16 protein-coding genes, 1 tRNA gene and 1 pseudogene are annotated in these 19,742 nt (G+C 69.0%); 7 read left to right on the top strand and 11 right to left on the bottom strand.

Annotated features, from left to right (window positions below; all coding sequences use genetic code 11):
- Positions 1-71: 71 nt before the first annotated feature.
- On the bottom strand, positions 72-401 hold the full coding sequence (locus C6V83_RS02840) for a WhiB family transcriptional regulator (protein ID WP_105941116.1): 330 nt from the start codon (positions 399-401) through the stop codon (positions 72-74).
- A gap of 244 nt (positions 402-645) precedes the next feature.
- Here C6V83_RS02840 and C6V83_RS02835 point away from each other — a divergent pair, with 244 nt between their 5' ends.
- Together C6V83_RS02835 and C6V83_RS02830 are read left to right on the top strand one after the other, a co-directional pair.
- Entirely contained in the window at positions 646-3,096 is a 2,451-nt protein-coding gene (locus tag C6V83_RS02835; protein ID WP_105941115.1) for a penicillin-binding protein, read from the top strand.
- A gap of 65 nt (positions 3,097-3,161) precedes the next feature.
- Positions 3,162-4,133 carry a metallophosphoesterase gene (locus tag C6V83_RS02830; protein ID WP_105941114.1) on the top strand — a complete coding sequence of 324 codons (972 nt, stop codon included), beginning with the start codon at positions 3,162-3,164 and terminating at the stop codon, positions 4,131-4,133.
- Between the two features lie 29 nt (positions 4,134-4,162).
- Here C6V83_RS02830 and C6V83_RS02825 read toward each other — a convergent pair whose 3' ends face one another.
- Entirely contained in the window at positions 4,163-4,879 is a 717-nt protein-coding gene (locus tag C6V83_RS02825) for a PaaX family transcriptional regulator C-terminal domain-containing protein (RefSeq protein WP_105941113.1), read from the bottom strand.
- Between the two features lie 161 nt (positions 4,880-5,040).
- On the opposite strand from C6V83_RS02825, the gene C6V83_RS02820 reads away from it, so the two are divergent.
- On the top strand, positions 5,041-6,702 hold the full coding sequence (locus C6V83_RS02820) for an acyl-CoA dehydrogenase family protein (protein WP_105941112.1): 1,662 nt from the start codon (positions 5,041-5,043) through the stop codon (positions 6,700-6,702).
- A 50-nt stretch (positions 6,703-6,752) separates the two neighbouring features.
- Complete coding sequence (locus C6V83_RS02815; protein WP_105943667.1) at positions 6,753-7,544, top strand: crotonase/enoyl-CoA hydratase family protein; 792 nt, start codon at positions 6,753-6,755, stop codon at positions 7,542-7,544.
- Positions 7,545-7,685: 141 nt separating this feature from the next.
- On the opposite strand, the gene C6V83_RS02810 is transcribed toward C6V83_RS02815, so the two are convergent.
- The 9 genes and pseudogenes from C6V83_RS02810 to C6V83_RS02770 form a co-directional block, all read right to left on the bottom strand.
- Positions 7,686-7,759, bottom strand: a tRNA-Pro gene (locus C6V83_RS02810).
- 54 nt (positions 7,760-7,813) lie between these two features.
- A complete protein-coding gene (locus C6V83_RS02805) occupies positions 7,814-9,241 on the bottom strand; it encodes a DUF2252 domain-containing protein (RefSeq protein WP_105941111.1) in 1,428 nt (475 codons plus the stop codon).
- 36 nt (positions 9,242-9,277) lie between these two features.
- Positions 9,278-9,748 carry a hypothetical protein gene (locus C6V83_RS02800; RefSeq protein WP_105941110.1) on the bottom strand — a complete coding sequence of 157 codons (471 nt, stop codon included), beginning with the start codon at positions 9,746-9,748 and terminating at the stop codon, positions 9,278-9,280.
- A 72-nt stretch (positions 9,749-9,820) separates the two neighbouring features.
- Positions 9,821-10,252: an organic hydroperoxide resistance protein gene (locus C6V83_RS02795; protein ID WP_105941109.1), complete on the bottom strand. Its 432-nt coding sequence runs from the start codon at positions 10,250-10,252 to the stop codon at positions 9,821-9,823.
- Between the two features lie 50 nt (positions 10,253-10,302).
- Positions 10,303-10,971, bottom strand: a complete 669-nt coding sequence (locus tag C6V83_RS02790) for a hypothetical protein (RefSeq protein WP_105941108.1) — start codon at positions 10,969-10,971, stop codon at positions 10,303-10,305.
- Entirely contained in the window at positions 10,968-12,386 is a 1,419-nt protein-coding gene (locus C6V83_RS02785) for a hypothetical protein (RefSeq protein WP_234353833.1), read from the bottom strand. The genes C6V83_RS02790 and C6V83_RS02785 overlap by 4 nt, the downstream gene beginning before the upstream one ends.
- Positions 12,387-12,452: 66 nt before the next feature.
- Positions 12,453-13,753: pseudogene (locus C6V83_RS02780) on the bottom strand (lipase family protein).
- Between the two features lie 209 nt (positions 13,754-13,962).
- A complete protein-coding gene (locus C6V83_RS02775) occupies positions 13,963-14,988 on the bottom strand; it encodes an aspartate-semialdehyde dehydrogenase (protein WP_105941106.1) in 1,026 nt (341 codons plus the stop codon).
- 2 nt (positions 14,989-14,990) lie between these two features.
- The gene (locus C6V83_RS02770; RefSeq protein WP_105941105.1) at positions 14,991-16,256 is read right to left on the bottom strand and encodes an aspartate kinase; all 1,266 of its coding nucleotides are present in this window, start codon (positions 16,254-16,256) and stop codon (positions 14,991-14,993) included.
- Positions 16,257-16,401: 145 nt separating this feature from the next.
- On the opposite strand from C6V83_RS02770, the gene C6V83_RS02765 reads away from it, so the two are divergent.
- Genes C6V83_RS02765 through C6V83_RS02755 form a run of 3 tightly spaced genes read left to right on the top strand, consistent with a single transcriptional unit; the run spans position 16,402 to position 19,650 of the window.
- On the top strand, positions 16,402-17,568 hold the full coding sequence (locus C6V83_RS02765) for a glycosyltransferase 87 family protein (RefSeq protein ID WP_407646229.1): 1,167 nt from the start codon (positions 16,402-16,404) through the stop codon (positions 17,566-17,568).
- A 25-nt stretch (positions 17,569-17,593) separates the two neighbouring features.
- A complete protein-coding gene (locus C6V83_RS02760; protein ID WP_105941103.1) occupies positions 17,594-19,048 on the top strand; it encodes an MFS transporter in 1,455 nt (484 codons plus the stop codon).
- Positions 19,049-19,086: 38 nt separating this feature from the next.
- Positions 19,087-19,650, top strand: a complete 564-nt coding sequence (locus C6V83_RS02755) for a nitroreductase family protein (protein ID WP_105941102.1) — start codon at positions 19,087-19,089, stop codon at positions 19,648-19,650.
- The last annotated feature ends 92 nt before the right edge of the window (positions 19,651-19,742 follow it).

The following is a 19,742-nucleotide window of genomic DNA, read 5'->3' as shown; positions in this document are numbered from 1 at the left end:
GGCCCCGGTCGGTGCGCCGCAGGTCGGCTGCCGACGGCGGCGGGGCATACGGAAGTCGTGCGCGGGAACTGCTACTGGGGGATGCCGACTGCGGCCATGCGCTGCCGGCGGCGCTGCGCCTCGAAGAAGTCCGCCCACGAGGTGACTTCCGGGTGCTGACGGAGGAGCGCACGACGCTGACGCTCGGTCATCCCTCCCCAGACTCCGAACTCGACGCGGTTGTCGAGTGCGTCGGCGCCGCATTCGAGCTGAACGGGGCAGTGCCGGCAGATGGTGGCAGCTTTGCGCTGTGCGGCGCCGCGGACGAACAGATCGTCGGGGTTGCCCCCGCGACAGCGCGCCTGCGCGACCCAAGCGAGACGGGCTTCGGTATCTCCACTGGACAGGGGGGCCAAAGTCATTGCGGTACTCCGCCTTTCACAACCCATCGACAGCGGCTCCGCCGGTCGGAGCCGTGCATAAGATCCATCTCGTGATGTGCCTCACACCGCCAATGACGTGTTAGACAACTCACGTTTGCCAATCTATTGAGGTCCGGCCTGATAACGCAAGTCACAGTTGTGACAAGTCGAGCGAGACGGCGCCCGGACTCCCCGAGTCCGCCCGATCCGGCGATCACGCGGACCGGACACGTATCCTGGCCACGTGCGGAACTCCTCGAAACTCCCGGCCCTGGCGCTCGCGCTCGTGCTCGCGGGCGTTCTGGTCGCCGGGCTCATGTTCCCGTTCGCGGCCGGCGCGGCCATGCTGTCGAACCGCGCCGCCGCGACGATGGAGAACACGTCGTCCGAGTTGCTGAACGGCACCGTGCCCGAAGTCACCACCGTCACCGACGTCAACGGCGCCCCGATCGCACTGCTCTACGACCAGTACCGCACGCAGGTCGGCTACAACGACATCTCGCAGGACATGATCGCGGCGATCATCTCCATCGAGGACCGGCGCTTCCTCGAGCACGACGGCGTGGACTGGCGCGGGACGATCCGCGCCGCGCTGAAGAACCAGTCCGCGGGCGAGATCCAGGGCGGCGGATCCACGCTCGACCAGCAGTACGTCAAGAACTACCTGCTCCTGGTCCTCGCGCGCACCGAAGCCGAACGGGAAGCCGCCGTCGAATCGACGCCCGCTCGCAAGCTCCGCGAGGCTCGCATGGCGATGACCCTGGAGAAGACGCTCACCGAGCAGACCATGCGCGAGGACGGCGTCGACGAGGCGACCGCGAAGCAGGACGTCAAGAAGCAGATCGTCACCCGCTACCTCAACATGGTCCCGTTCGGCAACAACGCCTACGGCATCGAGGCCGCGGCGCAGACCTATTTCGGCAAGCCAGCCAAGGAGCTGAACCTCCAGGAGTCGGCGATGCTCGCCGGGATGGTGCAGTCGAGCTCCGCACTCAATCCGTACACCGATCCCGCGGCGACCACGGCACGTCGTAACACGGTGCTCGACACCATGATCGAGAACTTCCCGCAACGGGCGGCCGAGATCCGCGAGGCCAAGAACACGCCCCTGGGCGTGCTGCCCACACCGCGGACGCCCAAGCAGGGCTGCATCTCGGCCGGCAACAACGGCTTCTTCTGCGACTACGTTCTGCAGTACCTGGCCGAGAACGGCATCACCCGGTCCACGGTGGCCCGCGGCGGTTACACCATCCGGACCACGCTGAACCCCGAGGCGCAGGCGAACGCCTTGCGCGCCGCCCAGTCGCAGGCGTCCCCGAACGTCACCGGTCTGGCCAACGTGATCAGCATCGTGCGGCCCGGGACCGAGTCGCACGACGTCATCGCGATGGTCTCCAGTCGCGACTACGGCCTGAATCAGGCACGCAACGAGACCGTGCAGCCGCAACCCTTCTCGCTCGTCGGAGACGGCGCGGGCTCGGTGTTCAAGATCTTCACGACGGCGGCGGCCATGGAGAAGGGCATGGGTACCAACACCGTCCTTCCGGTGCCGTCCAGCGTCGCCGTGTACGGGATGGGCAACAGCAACGGCGCATTCGGCTGCCCGCCCAACGCCTACTGCGTCCGCAACGCCGGGCCGTATCCGCCGAGCCTGACCCTCACGCAGGCGCTCGCCCAATCGCCGAACACGACCTTTGTGCAGATGCTGCAGCAGACCGGCGTCAAACCGTCGGTCGACATGGCCGTCCGGCTGGGCTTGCGCTCGTACACCGTGCCGGGCTCGTCCGGCGTCAGCGACCAGAGCCTGGCCGACTACATCAAGAAGGGCAACTTCGGCTCGTTCACCCTGGGCCCGTTCCCGGTGAACGCTCTCGAGCTCTCGAACGTGGGCGCCACCATCGCCTCCGGCGGAGTGTGGTGCCCGCCCAGCCCGGTCGTCTCCATCGAGCAGGCCAAGCGCGATCGGTTCGGCAACGCGGTGATGGATCCCGACGGCAAACCGGTGATGGTGAGCGTCCCGTTCAACCCGCCCAAGTGCGAGCAGGTGATCGAACGCGGGCTGGCGGGAGCGCTGTCGCATGCGATGAGCCAGGACACCCACGGCGCGGGCACCGCCGCCGCGGCCGCGCGTTCGGCAGGCTGGGACCTGCCGATGTCCGGCAAGACCGGCACCACCGAGGCGCACCGATCGGCCGCCTTCCTCGGTTTCACCAACCAGCTGTCGGCCGCGTCGTACATCTACAACGACGGTCGGCAGACTTCCGGGATCTGCAGTTCGCCTCTGCGGCAGTGCTACGACGGCGACCTCTACGGCGGCATGGAGCCCGCGCGCACGTGGTTCCGGTCGATGCTGCCGATCGCCGAGAAGTTCGGGCCGGTGCGGTTGCCCGCCAACGATCCTCAGTTCGTGAACGGCAGCAGCCGGGGACGGATCCCGAATGTGGCCGGGCTGCCGGTCAGTCAGGCCGTCTCCCGCCTCCAGGAGGCCGGTTTCCGGGTCAACGAGCTCGAGGTCGACTCCAGCAAGCCGAAGGGCACCGTGGTGTTCACCGCGCCGTCCGACAGCGCCATGCCGGGCACCGTGATCGCCCTGTACGTGAGCAACGGCAAGAGCCAAGGGTCGACGGAGACGGTGTCCAAGACGGTCACCGTGCCCGGTGTCGGCCCGGTGGTGATCGAGGTGCCCGAAGGCTGAGCACCTAACGGGCGAGCGTGCGCGGGACGTCGTCCGACGTCCGCCGAGGACGTATCCTGGTTCCCATGGTCTCCCCCTCCGAGCCGAAACTGAAGGCCGCCCATCTCGCCGCGGGCGCGGCCGGCGCCGCCGCGGCCGGCCTGCTGTACTCCACGGTGATCGAGCGCAACGCCTTCGCGCTGCGCCACGTCACGCTCCCCGTCCTGGAGCCGGGGTCGTCGTCCCTGCGGGTGCTGCATCTGAGCGACATCCACATGATGCCGCGCCAGTTCCTCAAGCAGTCGTGGATCGGCGAGCTGGATCGGCTGGAGCCCGACCTGGTGGTGAACACCGGCGACAACCTCGCGCACCCGGCGGCGGTGCCGGCCGTCGTACAGGCCCTCGGCGGCCTGCTGTCGAGGCCGGGGCTGTTCGTGTTCGGTTCCAACGACTACTTCGGACCCAAGCCCAAGAACCCTTTCAAGTACTTCAAGAAGGACCATCGGCGCACGCACGGCGAACCCTTGCCGTGGCAGGATCTGCGGGCGGCGTTCTCCGAGCGCGGCTGGCTCGACGCCACACACACCGTACGTGAGCTCGAGGTGGCCGACGTCCGCGTCGCAGCGGCCGGCGTCGACGATCCGCACATCGGACGCGACCGTTACGAGACCGTCGCCGGACGCCCGAATCCGTTGGCGCAGTTGCGCCTCGGTCTGACGCATTCACCGGAGCCGCGCGTGCTGGATCGGTTCGCCGACGACGGCTACGACCTGGTGCTGGCCGGCCACACCCACGGCGGGCAACTCTGCCTCCCGGGCTACGGCGCGGTGGTGACCAACTGCCACCTGGACCGGTCGCGGGTCAAGGGCCCGTCCCACTGGGGTTCGACGATGATGCTGCATGTGAGCGCCGGGCTGGGCACCTCGCCGTACGCGCCCGCGCGGTTCTGCTGCCGCCCCGAAGCCACCCTGCTGACGCTGATCGCCTCCAGCGACGGCGGAGGCGACGACGAGTTCGTCGACCAGTCCCTCCCCCAGCTCGCCGACACCATGCGCTGACCGCCGGCTCGAAGCAGCAGCCGCACCGACTACCCGGGTTCCCGAATCTGGGCGAGCCAATCACGATAGTCCGCGTACACCGCGGCGAGTTCGGCGGCCGGCCATCCGGCCGGGTGGAACTGCTCGGGAAGCATCGGGTCGGTCTGAAGGTGGTGCACCGCGGCGACCATGGCCCGGAATCTGGACGGCTCGTCCTCGACCGCACCGAGGACCTCCAGGTACCGCCGGCCCCGCTCGGACCACGCTTCGAGGTCCCACAGCCGCTCGACCAATTCGGCGGAGTCCGCCTGCGGGACGGCCTCGAAACACGTGACCACTCCGCGTATCTCGTCCGGCCACCGGCGATGCAGGTTCGCCGGACGGGTCCAGACTCCCTCCCGGAGTTCGACGACGCGCAGACGTCGCATCACGTTCCGGAAAGCCACGCGGTCTCCGGCACTGCGGCCGCTCGCGGTCACGACGGCCATCTCCCACTGTCCGTTCCAGGGCTCGATGCGGTGGGGAGGCTCCACGTCGCGCTGTCGCTGCGCGAGACGTCCGGAGAGCGTGTAGACCCCGTCGCTGCGAGTCAGGTCTCCGCCGGACACCATCCGGGTGAGCGCCACGCGGGTCGTCGATTCCGCCACGCCGAACAGCCCCATCGCCGCCACGATCTCGCGTCCGGAGAGACTCGGCGGGTTCGCACCGAGCAGAAGACTCAGCACCGCTGACCGCGCGGAGACCGGGGGGACGAGCGACTCTTCCATCGGTGGTGAGGTTACACGGCCAGCATTGTTACACCCTTGCATCGCGTGAACTGAGAATGTAATGATCGGTCGCACGGCGGATCCGCGACGATCGAGCTGTTTCCCGAGCACCGATCGGGCCGCAGCGCCGACCATTTCCCACCGCGACAGGAGCTTCGGCAGTGCCCACGCATCAGGTGACCAACCAAGTACCGGAGCTCACCGGCGCCAACACGGCGGACACGCCGTCGATCAGCGATGCCCTCCGGCGGGCGAACCTGGCCCCTGCGGCGGTCGAGGAGATCCGCGCCCTCGGGGCCTTCGCCGGGACTGCCGAAGCGATCGAGCTCGGCGACCTCGCCGAAGCCCACCCTCCCGTGCTCAAGACGCACGATCGCTTCGGCAACCGCATCGACGAGGTGGTCTACGACCCCGCCTATCACCGCCTGATGGAGCACGCAGTCCATGCCGGCCTGCACGCTGCGCCGTGGGCAGACCCACGGCGCAGCGCGCACCTGGTCCGGGCCGCGAAGTTCAGCGTGTGGGGCCACGTGGACGCCGGCCACGGCTGCCCGATCTCAATGACCTACGCCGCGGTGCCCGCCCTGCGGGCCGCCCCGGACCTCGCGGCGCTGTACGAGCCCCTGCTCTGCGCCCGCCAGTACCAGCCCGGCCTGCAGGCGCCGCTGACCAAGCACGGCCTCCTCGCCGGGATGTCGATGACCGAGAAGCAGGGCGGCTCCGATGTGCGGACCAACACCACCTCCGCGGTGCCGCGACCGGACGGGTCGTACCGGATCACCGGACACAAGTGGTTCACCTCGGCGCCGATGTGCGACCTCTTCCTCACTCTCGCGCAGGCGCCGGACGGTCTGACCTGCTTCCTGGTGCCCCGCGTCCTGCCCGACGGGACGAGGAACGCGTTCGCCCTGCAACGCCTGAAGGACAAGCTGGGAAACCGCTCCAATGCCAGTAGCGAAGTCGAATACGACGACACCGTGGCGTGGCGAGTCGGCGACGAGGGTCGCGGCGTGAAGACCATCGTCGAGATGGTGAACCTGACCCGACTCGACTGCGTGATCGGCAGCGCGACGGCGATGCGTTCCGGTGCCGCGCAGGCCGCACACCACGCGGCACATCGGCGCGCGTTCGGAGCACGCCTGATCGACCAGCCGCTCATGCGCAACGTGCTCGCCGACCTCGCCGTCGAGGCGGAGGCGGCCACCACTGCGGCGTTGTGGCTGGCCGAACTCACCGATCGAGCCGCCGCGGGCGATCAGCCGGCCGCGATGCTGCGCCGGATCGCCCTGGCGGTCACCAAGTACCACGTCTGCAAGCGTGGCCCGATCCATGCCGCCGAAGCACTCGAGTGTCTAGGCGGCAATGGATACATCGAAGATTCACGAATGCCTCGCATGTACCGCGAAGCCCCGCTGATGTCGATCTGGGAAGGCTCCGGCAACGTCGCCGCTCTCGACGTGCTGCGCGCGATGGCTCGGCAGCCGGAGAGCATCGGCCTGTTCCTCGACGAGGTCAGATCCGCGGCGGGCACCGATCGCCACCTCGATGCCGCGGTCGCGGAGCTGGAACAGACTCTTACCCGCACCGATCCCCCGGACCTGCACGCTCTCCAGTTCGCCGCACGCCGCACAGTCGGCGCGATGGCGCTCGTGCTCCAGGGTTCGCTGCTGGTGCGCTTCGGAGCGCCGTCCGTCGCCGACGCCTACACGGCGACTCGCCTGGCCGGTGACCGCGGTGATGTGTTCGGAACTCTGCCGCCCGGACTCGACACCCGGACCATCGTGGAACGGATCACGCCGACTGCCCGGGACGTCACGATGTGAACAAGAACCGGGCAGGCCCGGCCCACCCGAATAGCCAGGAGGCGCTCGCGATGACATCGATCCCCCCACCCGATCCGGTCCTCGTCCGCAAGGACGGCCCCGTCACGATCGTGTCCATCAACCGGCCCCATCGCCGCAACGCCGTCGATCGGCAGACGGCCGACGCACTCGCCGACGCTTTCCGCGATTTCGACCGAGACGACGACGCGGCCGTCGCGATTCTCACCGGAGAGGCAGGCACGTTCTGCGCCGGCGCCGACCTGAAAGCAGTGGCAGAGGGAGATCCGAATCGCTTCGAGCCCACCGGTGACGCCCCCATGGGAGTCTCCCGGCTGCGGCTGTCCAAACCGGTCATCGCCGCGATCAGCGGACACGCCGTGGCGGGCGGCCTGGAGCTTGCGCTCTGGACCGACTTGCGGGTCGCCGACGAGGACGCCGTACTCGGCGTCTTCTGCCGGCGCTGGGGAGTGCCGCTGATCGACGGCGGAACCGTTCGGCTTCCGCGCCTGATCGGGATGGGCCACGCGACGGACCTGATCCTGACCGGCCGCGCAGTGCACGCCGACGAGGCACTGACAATGGGGCTGATCAATCGCGTGACGCCTCCGGGCGGAGCGCTCGCTCACGCCGTCGAGCTCGGCCGGGAACTGGCCCGCTTTCCGCAGACCTGCCTGCGCCACGATCGTCTGTCGCTGCTCGAGCAACAAGGACTCACCGAGGACGAGGCGATGAGGAACGAACACGTCCACGGCTCGGTATCCCTGCGTGCAGACACGCTCTCCGGTGCCGCCCGGTTCGTTGCCGGCGCAGGGCGCCACGGCAGCTTCGACGGCCTCCCCTGAGAGGCAGTGCGGATTCCGGCGCGACCCGCGCGGAAGAACGGCGAAACGAGGAGGCCCTGACCCGCGTTTCCGCAGGCCAGGGCCTCTACTGCTTCTCAACCAGCAGAATTCACTGTCAGATTCGCAAGCTCATCTGACCTGTCGGGGTAGCGGGATTCGAACCCACGACCTCTTCGTCCCGAACGAAGCGCGCTACCAAGCTGCGCCATACCCCGTGTACAACCTCAACGAGATTACAACATCCGGCACGCTCAACTGAAATCGGCTGCTCAGGGGCCGACCGCGAGCGGACCCTTCCGGTCCTGAACGGTTCGGAGGCCCGTGTCGTCGAGCCGGGCCGAGTCGATCTCGCCGGTGGTGATGGCGTCGACCAGGCGCGCATGATCGGCCCGATTGACCTGGGTGTAGCCCAGCGCCCAATCCGCAACTGCCCCGTCGAACTTCTTGCCGAGTCCCCCGACGTAGTCGGCGATCTCGCCGCGCGCCGACGTGCGCGCATGAGCCTGCCCCAACACCGCGCCGCACAGCTCGCCGTACAGGGTGAGCCGGTCGACCGGCATGTCCTCGATCACCGCAGAGCCCTTGCCGTCGCGGAGCTGCCGCACGTAGAAGTCGCAGAGGCCCGAGACCGACTCCGCGGTTCCGTCGGGTCGGCTGGCGAATCCGAGGCTCCGGAACCAGCCGAGCAGAACGTCGCTCGACGCCTGCAACAGGCGCTGGCCCACCACGACTCGCTCGCCCTGGTTGCTGAACTCCGGCGCGTCGACGTAGGGCGCCAGCACCGACTGCTGCGCCTCCTTCAACTGCAGGAAGAGCGGATCCCGGTTGAGCCTGCCCGCGAAGAGGGCGATCCAGCAGCGCGTGCCGACACTGCCCACGCCGACCACCTTCCGGGCGGCCTCGACGAACTCGTACTGGTCGATCAGATCGTGCAGGTGCAGCGGCAACGTCTCCCGGTACGCCGCGATCCGTCCGAGGAACTGCTCGCGCAACTGATTCGGCGAGATCTGGGTCAACACGTCCGCCGCCGGGATCAGCAGCGGCGGATCGCTCTTGATGCGCACCCCGGTCTCGTCCACCACGCACAGCTTGGACAGGGCCTGCTCGCTGTTGCGGTGGTACGCCTTGGCGAGCGTCTTCTTCAGGTTCTTGTTCGCCGCGGTGTCCAATCGATCGCCGATCTCCCGCTTCACCCGATCGGGGTCGACGTTGTCGTACCAGCACTGGAGGGCGCCGCGTTCGGCGGCGGAACTCATCGCCCGGCGGTAAGCGCGAGCGGCTCGGCGAGCGGCCCGGTGGGCCTCCTTATCCGTGCCGCCGTTGCCCTGCGCCGCCACTGCCATACTCGCCGCGAGGCGTTTGACGTCCCACTCGAACGGCCCGGGGTGCGTCTCGTCGAAGTCGTTGAGGTCGAACACCATCCGGCGCTCCGGCGAGAGGAACAGCCCGAAGTTGCTCAGGTGCGCGTCACCGCACAGCTGGGTTGTGATGCCCGAGTTCGGCGTCGACGCCAGATCCGCGGCCATCACCGCCGCGGCCCCGCGATAGAAGGTGAACGGCGTCGCCGCCATCCGCGCATGCCGGACCGGCACCAGGTCTCGCAGCCGCGTGGCGTCCTGGGTGCGAAGGATCGCCACGGGGTCGCGGCGTCCGGTCAGGACCGGTCCCTCGCCGAGGTCGGTGGCGGCGAGGGTCATGGCGCGTCCCGATATCGGTAGGAGAAGTCGCGCATGTCAGTCCTCGTCGTCGGCGTCCGCCGCGGCATACGAGGCGGCGAACGACACCCGAGGAGTGGTGGCCGCGGAATACACCGCCAGCACCAGATAGACCAGCACCGCCATCCCGAACAGGAACGCGACGATCAGCGAGACGATCCAGAACACGTCGGCGGCCACGCCGTCGACGCCGTCGAACAGCAGCGCGGCGACCGCCGCGAACAGCGTCGCCATCAGTGCCCACGCCGCACTCCGCAGGCGCGGACCCACCGCCGACTCGTAGAAGAGCCGCTGGTAGACGGTGACCTCGAACTCGTCGACGCAGGCGAGCTTCACCGCATCGCCGTCCGCGAGGTCCCGCAGACCGCGGGCCAACTCCACTTCGCGCAGCAGCGACGCCCATTCGCGCTGTCGATAGCGCACGTAGGCGACGGTCGCGAGCGCCGCGGCGAGCAGTCCCAGTCCGGCGAGATTAGCCCAGTTGTTCACGAGTCCTCACGCTACCGCGCGGCCGCCCGAAGGCGGCCGCACGACGCGAATCTCCGCCGGAGGCACGTGTTCTCAGACGCTGGAGGTGACGTTGTGCGCGATGTTGCCCCGGGTCGCCTTCGAGTACGGGCAGAACGCGTGCGCCTTGTCCGTCAGGTCTTTCGCCAGCGCCGCATCGACTCCGGGGATCTCGGTGTGAATGTCGGCGGTCAGCCCGAATCCGCCGTCGGCGTCGTCGGAACCGATGCCCACGGTGATCGTCACCTTGGTGCCCGGGGGCAGATCCACACCGGCGGACTTCGCCACATGATGGAGGGCTCCGTTGAAACACGCGGCGTAGCCGGCCGAGAACAGTTCCTCGGGATTGGCGCCGTCGCCGGTGCCGCCCATCTCCACCGGCGGGCGCAACTCCAGGTCGATGCGGCCGGACTCGGACACCACTTCGCCGTCGCGGCCGCCGCCGGTCGACGTCGACCACACTCGGTACACGGGATTCACAGTCATCGGGTATTCCTCTCACTCGGATCGGGTTCCGACTCCCAACGTACGCACGATCACCGCGGATTGCGGAAGACTTTGGAAGGCTTGAGTCGAGTCGACGCCGGCAGCCACCCGCCGACGCTGCCCCGGAACGTCATCAAGACAGACAGCAGCAGGCCGGCCACCGAGACCCAGGCCGCGACTCGGAATACCGAGGGCACCTCCGGGTAGTCGAACAGCAGGTCGGAGATCAGCGGCACGAACATGACGGTCAGGATGCAGACGGCCGCGTAGATGCTGCGGACGTTGCGGCTGTGATGCCGGCCGATCGCGACCAGCAGCGGGTAGGTGATCGCGATCGCGACCAGCCAGCCGGCGATCAGTGCCGGCGGCCAGAAGGCCGCCATCGATTCGGCGGTCCGGGTCCCGTCGATCTGGTGGACTTCGGCCATCTGCGGTTCGAGCCGATCGGCCAGCCGATCGACGGCGGCGCCGAGGGTGGCGAAGCCGTAGACGATGCACGCCAGGGCCGCGAGCGCCGCGACATACCAGCAGATCAGCGCATCCCGGGTCAACGCCGTCGGCGGAGGGCCGGGGTCTTCGGGGCGGCGCGGGTACCGTGCGGCGAGGTCGGCATCGCGCGACGACCGCTCCAACTCCGCCAGATCCTCCGCATCGAGTTCAGCCTGCGTCGGAATGTGCTCGGAGTCGTCGGGGTCGCCCCACGTGCCCGGATAGGTCATGGCGCGATTCTAAGCATTCGGGCGAAGGTTCCCTGCCAGAGCGAACCGTCCGGTGCGATCATCCCGGTCAGTTGCAGCGGCTCGTCGAACGGCGCGAATCCCACCTGGCGGGTCACCACGCGCCGTCCCGTCCGGAAGTCGGTCGCCACGTAGTTCACCGGCCCGAGCTGCTGCACTCCCGGTGTGTACGGACCGTATCCGAGCGCATGGATCAGCCCGTCCGCGGTGGAGAGTCGCGGCAGCGTCGACATCCGGTCCCGGTTCTCCCACACGCGAGTGCACTTGCCGGGTGCGACGTCGATCCGGGTCATCGCTCCGACGAAGGGCGCCGGACCGGGCGCCGGCGGACCGCCGCTCTCGGCCATCGGCGGATACTGGAATCCGTAGGTGCTCGGGACGACGATGCTGTCGCCCCAGACCATCGGCGAGTTCTCGGTGCCCTGGTTCGGCTGGGCGAAGGCGCGGATAGAGCAGACCGGCGACCCGTCGTCGCTGCGATAGACGTGCAGCCGCGGCACGCGCGCGTTGTCGACGATCGCGACCCACCCGCTGCCGCCCGGACCGAAGTACGACGGCGTGGTCCCCGACCCCCAGGTGAGTTGGCCCGGTTTGCGCCCGGGTCCGCGGTCGTAGACGTTGCGCCACAACGTCTTCGGAACTCCATCGGCGCCTGCCCACATCTCGTAGAGAGCGTGCGTGGTCAGTACCGAGACGCCCCCGGGACGGACAGAGAGCCCGTTGCCGAGCTGCTCGCCGCGCGGCAGGTGCGTCGAAGCGACGCGCGTGCCGGTGACGGTCCCGACGACGCCGCCGGTGGTGATCCACCAGATCCGGCCGGTGCGGTCGGGGGCGAGTCCGGTCACGGCGTCGTTCCCGACGTGACGGGAGATGTCGATCCGTTCGGACACAGACAACCGCCACCCGGACGAGGTACGACGGTGCGCCACCTTCAGAATGGCTCCGCTGCCGTCGGCCACCACCACCCGGTCGTCGTCGAGATACCCGTACACGCCGCCGAGGAGCCCGCCCTTGGCCAGCGGCAGCCGCGCCAGAATCGTCGCGCTGCGCTTGTCGAAGAGCGTCACCACCGGAACCGCGAACTGGGGAGGATCGCCCGCGACGTAGTTGGTGCACAACGACACCGGGTGGCCGGCGCGCCCGATGAAGGTGGCCGCACACGGCCCCCCGGATACGGTCGAGGCGGCGAGCTTCGCGGTACGCCCGGGCCCGCGGTACCCGGTGCTGTCGGTCGACTCCAGGTCGCCGTGCATCAGCGAGGTCCACTTCGGTCCGAGCCCCGGGATCCCGCTGGGCTCAGCCGCCGCCGGTGCGGCGTGGTCGCCGACGGTCAACGTCACTGCGACCACAGCGGCGAGAACCGCGAGGGCGACCCGCCGATACATTCTCGTACTCATACCGGAGAGTCCACCACACTGCTCACCGCCGCCGCACAGATTGCGCTCACGTGGAGCGCAGTACCGTCAGCGGTTGAACTCTCCGAGAATGAAGTTCGTCGCCGGCAGCAGGAACAGCAGCATCGGCAGACCGTGGTTGACGATGAGTCCGGGGAAGATCGGCGGCGTGAACTCGCTCGCCAGCTTGACGTCGGCGCCCTGGGCACGCCAGTCGCGGTACAGCTGAGTCACCTGGCCGTGGGGGATCACATCGTCGTTCACGCCGGTGGAGATCAGCACGGGCGCGTTCGGCTTGAGGCGGCCGATCCGCTGATCGTCGATCATCGCCTTGACCGCGGGGTTGCGCTTGACCACGGCCGAGAGCGGCTTGCCGTCGCGAGTCCACTGATCGGTCCGCTGGAAGCCGGTGGAGAGGCCGGTGTCGCCGATGCACTGGGTGGACACCTGCTTGAGCACCCGCTTGCCGTGGGCGTTGGTCTCCTTTCGGAGTACCGGGCCGAGTTCCGGGTAGCGCGCGTCGAGTCCGTTGATCGCGTAGCCGATGGCGCCGGCGATGAACGTGCCGTCGATCTGGCCGATCACCTTGTTCAGGTCGGCCGGCGGGGCGCCCGCATAGGTGGCCTTGACGTTCAGGTCCGGCGCGTAGCTCTGCGCGAGTTCGGCGGCCGAGGCCGCGGCTCCCCCGCCCTGCGAGTAGCCGGAGAAGGCCACCGGGGCGTCCTTGGGCGCATTACTCACGCGCAGTGCGGCGCGGGCGGCGTCGAGCATGGCGTTGCCGGACTCGACCCGGTTGACGTACGTGTGGATTCCCGGCGTGCCCATGCCGACGTAGTCGGTCACGGCGACGCGGACTCCGTTGAGCAGCAGCAGGTTCATCTCCAGGCCGGCGTAGTTCACGGCGATGGAGGGCTTGGCGGGATCGACGGCCATCGGCAGCGAGAGCATCTTGGAGCCGGCGCACTGGTCGCCCTGGCCGACGGTGCCGGGACCGATGACGACGGTCGGCCGCGGACCCTTGCCGCGCCACGGCGCAGTGGGTTCGACGACGTAGCCGGTGACCGCGGTGGCCTTCCCGTTCTGGAGCGTCGAGGTGTACATCATCCGCTTGGCGGTGCCGGGCCACTGGTTCGGCAGGCCCGGATCTGCAGCAGCAACGGTGCGGCCTCGGTGCGGATCACACTGCCCGGCGCCGACGAGTAGGACGCGGGCGGACGATAGAAGTCACGCGCGGCCTCCGCGGGCGCGGCGGTGGCGGCCAGGGCCGTCCCCGCCAACCCGGCGGCGACCAGCGCGGCGCCGAAGCGACGGAAGCGGCGCGGCCGCGGAGTAGACGCAGATATTGATACAAGTCCCCAACTTAGTTTCATGCAGGGGAATATCGCGCACGTTCTTACCGCAGAGTAACCACGGTCATAGAGCGGTCCGCGAACCGATCGTGCACCCGGGATCCGCCGCCGAAGTCGTCGATCTCGACACCGAAGCCAGGGTGCCCGGCACCCCGTTCTCGACTCCGCGCGACTGCCATCGGGCCTCAGCCCGGCGCCAGGTGCCGCGACGTGCGCCGCGACACCGGTGTCTAGACCAGGAGTTCGGCGATCTGAATGGTGTTGAGCGCCGCGCCCTTGCGCAGGTTGTCGCCCGAGACGAACAGCGCGAGGCCCCGGCCCTCCGGCGCCCCCGGATCCTGCCGGATCCGGCCGACCAGCGAGACGTCCCCGCCAGCCGCGTCGAGCGGCGTGGGCACATCGGCCAGCTGCACGCCGGCAGCACCGGCCAGGATCTCGCGGGCCTCGTCCGGGGTGATCGCCGAGTCGAACTCCGCGTTGATCGAGAGCGAGTGGCCGGTGAACACCGGCACGCGGACGCAGGTGCCGCTCACCAGCAGGCCCGGGATGCCGAGGATCTTGCGCGATTCGTTGCGCAGCTTCTGGTCCTCGTCGGTCTCGCCGGAGCCGTCGTCGACGAGCGAGCCCGCGAGCGGCAGGACGTTGAAGGCGATCGGCTTCACGTAGACGTCCGGCGCGCCCAGCGCCACGGCGTCGCCGTCGTAGACCAATTCGCCCAGGTCACCGGACACACCCTGCTCCACCTGGCCCTTGAGTTCGCGCACCCCGGCGAGTCCGCTGCCGGACACCGCCTGGTAGCTGGACACGATCAGGCGACGCAGCCCCTTGGCGTCGTGCAGCGGCTTGAGCACCGGCATGGCGGCCATGGTGGTGCAGTTCGGGTTGGCGATGATGCCCTTGGGCGGGTTCTTCGCCAGCTCGCCGTTCACCTCGGCGACCACCAGCGGGACGTCCTCGTCCTTGCGCCAGGCCGACGAGTTGTCGATCACGGTGACACCGGCCTCGGCGAAGCGCGGCGCCTGCACCTTCGACATGGTGCCGCCCGCCGAGAACAGCGCGATGTCCAGACCGCTCGGATCCGCCGTGGTGGCGTCCTCGACGACGATCTCGCCGCCCCGCCACGGGAGCGTCTTGCCCGCCGACCGCGGCGACGCGAAGAAACGCACCTGATCGGCCGGGAAGTTCCGCTCCTCCAGCAGGGCACGCATGACGCCGCCGACCTGGCCGGTGGCGCCGACGACTCCGATGCTGACCACGGCTACCGCCCCGTTCCCGCGTAGACGACAGCCTCTTCGTCGCCGCCGAGATCGAACGCCGCGTGCAGGGCGCGCACAGCGTCGTCGAGCTGGTTCTCCTGACACAGCACCGAGATCCGGATCTCCGAGGTGGAGATCAGCTCGATGTTGATGCCCGCCTCACTGAGCGCCTCGCAGAAGGTGGCCGTGACGCCCGGGTGACTCTTCATGCCCGCACCCACCAGCGACACCTTGCCGACGTTCTCGTCGAGCGCGATCTCGGAAAAGCCGATCTCGTCCTTGAGGGACGCGAGCTTCTCCAGCGCGATCGGGCCCAGTTCCTTGGGCAGCGTGAAGGTGATGTCGGTCTTGCCGGTCTCCACCTTCGAGATGTTCTGCAGCACCATGTCGATGTTGATCTCGGCGTCTGCGACCGCACGGAACACCTTGGCCGCATAGCCCGGCTCGTCGGGGATGCCGAAGACCGTTACCTGGGCTTCGCTGCGGTCGTGAGCCACACCGGTGAGAATCGCTTCTTCCACGGGGATGTCCTCCATCGATCCGGACACCATGGTGCCGGGTTTGGTCGAGTACGACGAGCGCACATGTACGGGAACGTTGTAGCGGCGCGCGTATTCCACGCACCGGAGCATCAGGACCTTGGCGCCGCAGGCGGCCATCTCGAGCATCTCCTCGAAGGAGACCGTCTCGAGGTGGCGGGCGTCCGGCACGATCCGCGGGTCGGCCGTGTAGATGCCGTCGACGTCGGTGTAGATCTCGCAGACGTCGGCCGCCAGGGCCGCGGCGAGGGCGACCGCTGTGGTGTCCGAGCCCCCGCGGCCGAGCGTGGTGACGTCCTTGGTGTCCTGGGCGACGCCCTGGAATCCGGCGACGAGCACGATCTTGCCGTCGTCCAGCGCGCTGCGCACCCGCCCCGGCGTCACGTCGATGATCTTGGCCTTGCCGTGGCTCGACGTGGTGATCACGCCGGCCTGCGAACCGGTGAAACTCTGCGCCTCCTCGCCCAGCGCTTCGATCGCCATCGCGAGCAGCGCGTTGGAGATGCGCTCACCGGAGGTGAGGAGCATGTCCATCTCGCGCTGCGGCGGCTGCGGGTTCACCTGCTCGGCGAGGTCGAGGAGTTCGTCGGTGGTGTCACCCATCGCCGAGGCGACGACGACCACGTCGTTGCCCTCTCGTTTGGTCGCGACGATGCGCTCGGCGACGCGCCGGATGCGCTCGGCATCCGACACCGACGAGCCACCGTACTTCTGGACCACCAGTGCCACGTCGGGGCCTTCCTGTACTCGGTCTTTCAGGTGCTGATTTCGCGTCCACTGTACCGGTCGCCCGCCCTGCGGCCGCACCCGCGCACCCCGTGTCCGCGCCCCGCCGGTGTTCAGACGGACTCCCAGGATCGGTACGATCGATCCGGTGACGAGCGCAATATCGACCGCCGCGCCCGCACCGCGCACGCTGCCGCCGTGGGGCGTGGTCGTGCTCCTCTACCTCGTCGTACGGGGCATCGGGATCGCGGTGCTCGCCCTCTTCTCGGCACGGCACGACCTCTCCCTCTCCTCGGTCCTCAGCAAGTGGGACGGGCAGTGGATGCTCGCCATCGCCGAGCACGGGTACAGCGGGGTGCCGGAGTCGCTCACCGATGCGCAGGGCCTGCACACGGACGAGACGGCCTACGCCTTCTTCCCCGGCTACCCGATGCTCGTCGGCCTGGTGTCCCAGGCGCCCGGGGTCAGCACCTTCGGGGCCGCGATTACGCTCAACCTGGTGTTCGGCGCCGTGGCCGCGGTCGGCGTGGCCCGGCTGGGAACGCTCTGCGCGCAGCGCGCCCGGCCCGCCGGCGATCCGCGCCGCACCGGACTGGTTCTGGTCGTCCTGTTCGCCGCGACTCCGATGTCGGTCGTCCTCAACCTCGCCTACACCGAGGCGCTCTTCTGCGCGCTCGCCGCCTGGGCCCTGGCCTGGGTCCTGGAGCGCGATTGGCTCGCCGCGGGCGGTGCGGCCCTGCTGATCGGCCTGGTCCGCCCGACCGGGATCGCGGTGATCGCCGTGGTGATGCTCGCCGCCTTCCTCGCCCGGCGCGACGGACCGCGCGCCTGGGCCGCGATCGTCATGGCCCCGCTGGGCTTTCTCGGCTACCTCGGCGTGGTCGCCGCGAAGACCGGCTCACTCACCGGATGGTTCCACATCCAGACCCAGGGCTGGGACACCAAGATGGATTTCGGCGTCGCGGCCTGGCGCTTCGTCGTCGATTCGCTGACCGCCTCGCACGACTTCGCCCAAGTGGCCACCGCGCTGGTGATGCTGGGCGTCCTCGCGCTGCTCGCCTGGTCGTTCGCCGACCGGCTGCCGTGGCCGGTGCTGGCCTACGGCACCCTGGTAGTGGCCTCGATCCTGCTGTCGAGCGGGCTGATGATGAGCCGGGCCCGACTGCTGCTTCCAGCGTTCGTCCTGCTGATCCCACTGGCCGCGCTGCTGTCCCGGCAACGGCCCGGTGTCGCGGCGTCCGTGCTGGGTCCTATCGTGTTGCTGAGCGCCTGGTTCGGCGCCTACATGCTGACCGTCTTCCAATACGCGATCTGACGGCCACCGACCCCCGGAGAACGCCATGCCGACACAGGTGAGCGGTCGGCGCGCCTGGTTCGGCCTGGTGGTCCTGATGCTGCCGGTGATCCTGGTGTCGATGGACTTCTCGGTCCTGTACCTGGCCATGCCGACCATCTCGCAGGCCCTTGATCCGTCCGCGACGCAGGAGCTGTGGATGCTCGACGTCTACGGGTTCGCGATCGCCGGGCTGCTGATCACGATGGGCAATCTCGGCGACCGGATCGGCCGCCGCCGGATCCTGCTCCTGGGGGCCGCGCTGTTCGGCGGGGCGTCGGTGGCCGCCGCCTTCGCGCCGTCCGCGGCTTTCTTGATCGCGGCCCGGGCGCTCATGGGCGTCGGCGGCTCCACCCTGCTGCCGGCCAGCCTCGCCCTGATCGCGAACATGTTCCCGCGCAACGCCGACCGGGCGCGGGCGATCGGAGTCTGGACCGCTGCCTTCGCCGGCGGCGCCGCGATCGGGCCGGTGACCGGCGGCGCACTGCTGCACCACTTCTGGTGGGGCAGCGTGTTCCTGATCAACGTGCCGGTGCTCGCCGCGCTCTTCCTGCTCGCGCCGTTTGTGCTGCCCGAATACAAGTCCGCCGCGACCCATCCCTTCGATCTGCTCGGCGTCGTGCTCTCACTGCTCGGCATCCTTCCGGTGGTCTACGCGGTGAAGAACGCTGCGGCAACGGGGCTGTCTGTCGGTACCGCGATGATCGGGCTGTTCGGCGCGACGATGATCGTCCTCTTCCTCCGCCATCAGCGACGGACGCCCGTCCCGCTCGTGGACCTGCGGCTGTTCGGCAACGCGACCTTCAGCGCCTGCATCGCGGTGGCCCTCGTCGGCATGATGGCGCAGGCCGGCATGGCCTATCTGACGAACGTCTATCTGCAATCGGCCGTCGGACGCGACGTGTTGGAGGCGGCGCTGGCCGGCCTCCCGATGGCGATCACCATCGCCGTGTTCTCGATCGGCGCCGAGCGGGTGACCGCCCTGGTCGGCGTGCCCAGGGCACTGACCGGCGCACTGCTGCTGGCCGCGCTCGGAAATCTGGGGATCGTCGCCCTCGATCTGTCCAGTCCGCTGTGGTGGTTCATGGCGTTCACCGCAGTCGCCGGCGCCGGGTACGGCATCCAGTTCGCTCTGGTGACCGACGTCGTCGTCGGTTCGGTGCCGCCGGCGCATTCGGGCGCCGCCTCCGGAATCTCGGAGACCAGCTTCGAGCTGGGCACCGCCCTCGGTCTGGCGCTGTTCGGTTCGCTGGCCACCGCGGTGTTCGTCGCGCAGGGCGGCGGCCGCTTCGCCGACTCGTTCGGCAAGACCCTGGAGCAGACCAGCGGCGCCACTGCGCACGCAGCCAAAGAGGCCTTCGTCAACGGCATGCACGCCGCGGCGCTGGCCGCGGGCGTCGCCCTGCTCATGCTGAGCGCGGTGGTCGCCTACGTGATGCGCAGCCCGAAGAGCACCGCCTGAACGCCGGCGCCCTTCGCACGTCTGGAACCCTGGTACCCATGCACCCACTGATCAGCGGCCGTTGGAGCGCCCGCGGCTACGACGACGCCGCCGCCATCGACGACGAGGACCTGACCACGATCCTGGAGGCCGGGCGCTGGGCCCCGACGTGGGGCCGGATCCAGCCGGTCCGGTTCGTCGTCGGACGTCGCGGCGACGCCACCTTCGCAGCGTTGACCGACTCGCTGAACAAGGGCAACGCGACCTGGGCCCCGGCTTCGGCGGCCTTCGTCCTCGTGTGCACCACCGACGAACCGGACGACCCGGACAAGCACGCGTACGGTGCCGTCGATGCGGGGCTCGCGCTGGGCCAGATGATCCTGCAGGCGCAGGCGCTCGGGTTCAACGGCCATCCGATGGCCGGGTTCAGTAAGGCGACGGCCCGCGAGGTGTTCGCGATCCCCGACGACATCCGGCCGTTGGCGATTCTGGCGATCGGGCGCCTCGCCGACGATCCGACCACACTCAGCCAAGAGATCCGCGAGCGTGACGCGTGGCCGCGGGAACGCCTCCCGCTGGATCGGATCGCGTTCGCCGGGCGATGGGGCGAGCCGTTCGCCTGAACGTCGTACGGCTCCGCGCGGAGACTTTTTTGATCCCGGCCGCGGCACTGACGTAAGGTGAGTTCCATGCAGCGTGCACTTCTTCTCGGTTG

The organism is Gordonia iterans (assembly GCF_002993285.1).
Taxonomy (GTDB): Bacteria; Actinomycetota; Actinomycetes; order Mycobacteriales; family Mycobacteriaceae; genus Gordonia; species Gordonia iterans.
Note: the sequence above shows the minus strand (reverse complement) of the source record. Positions and strands in the feature narration are given on the sequence as shown.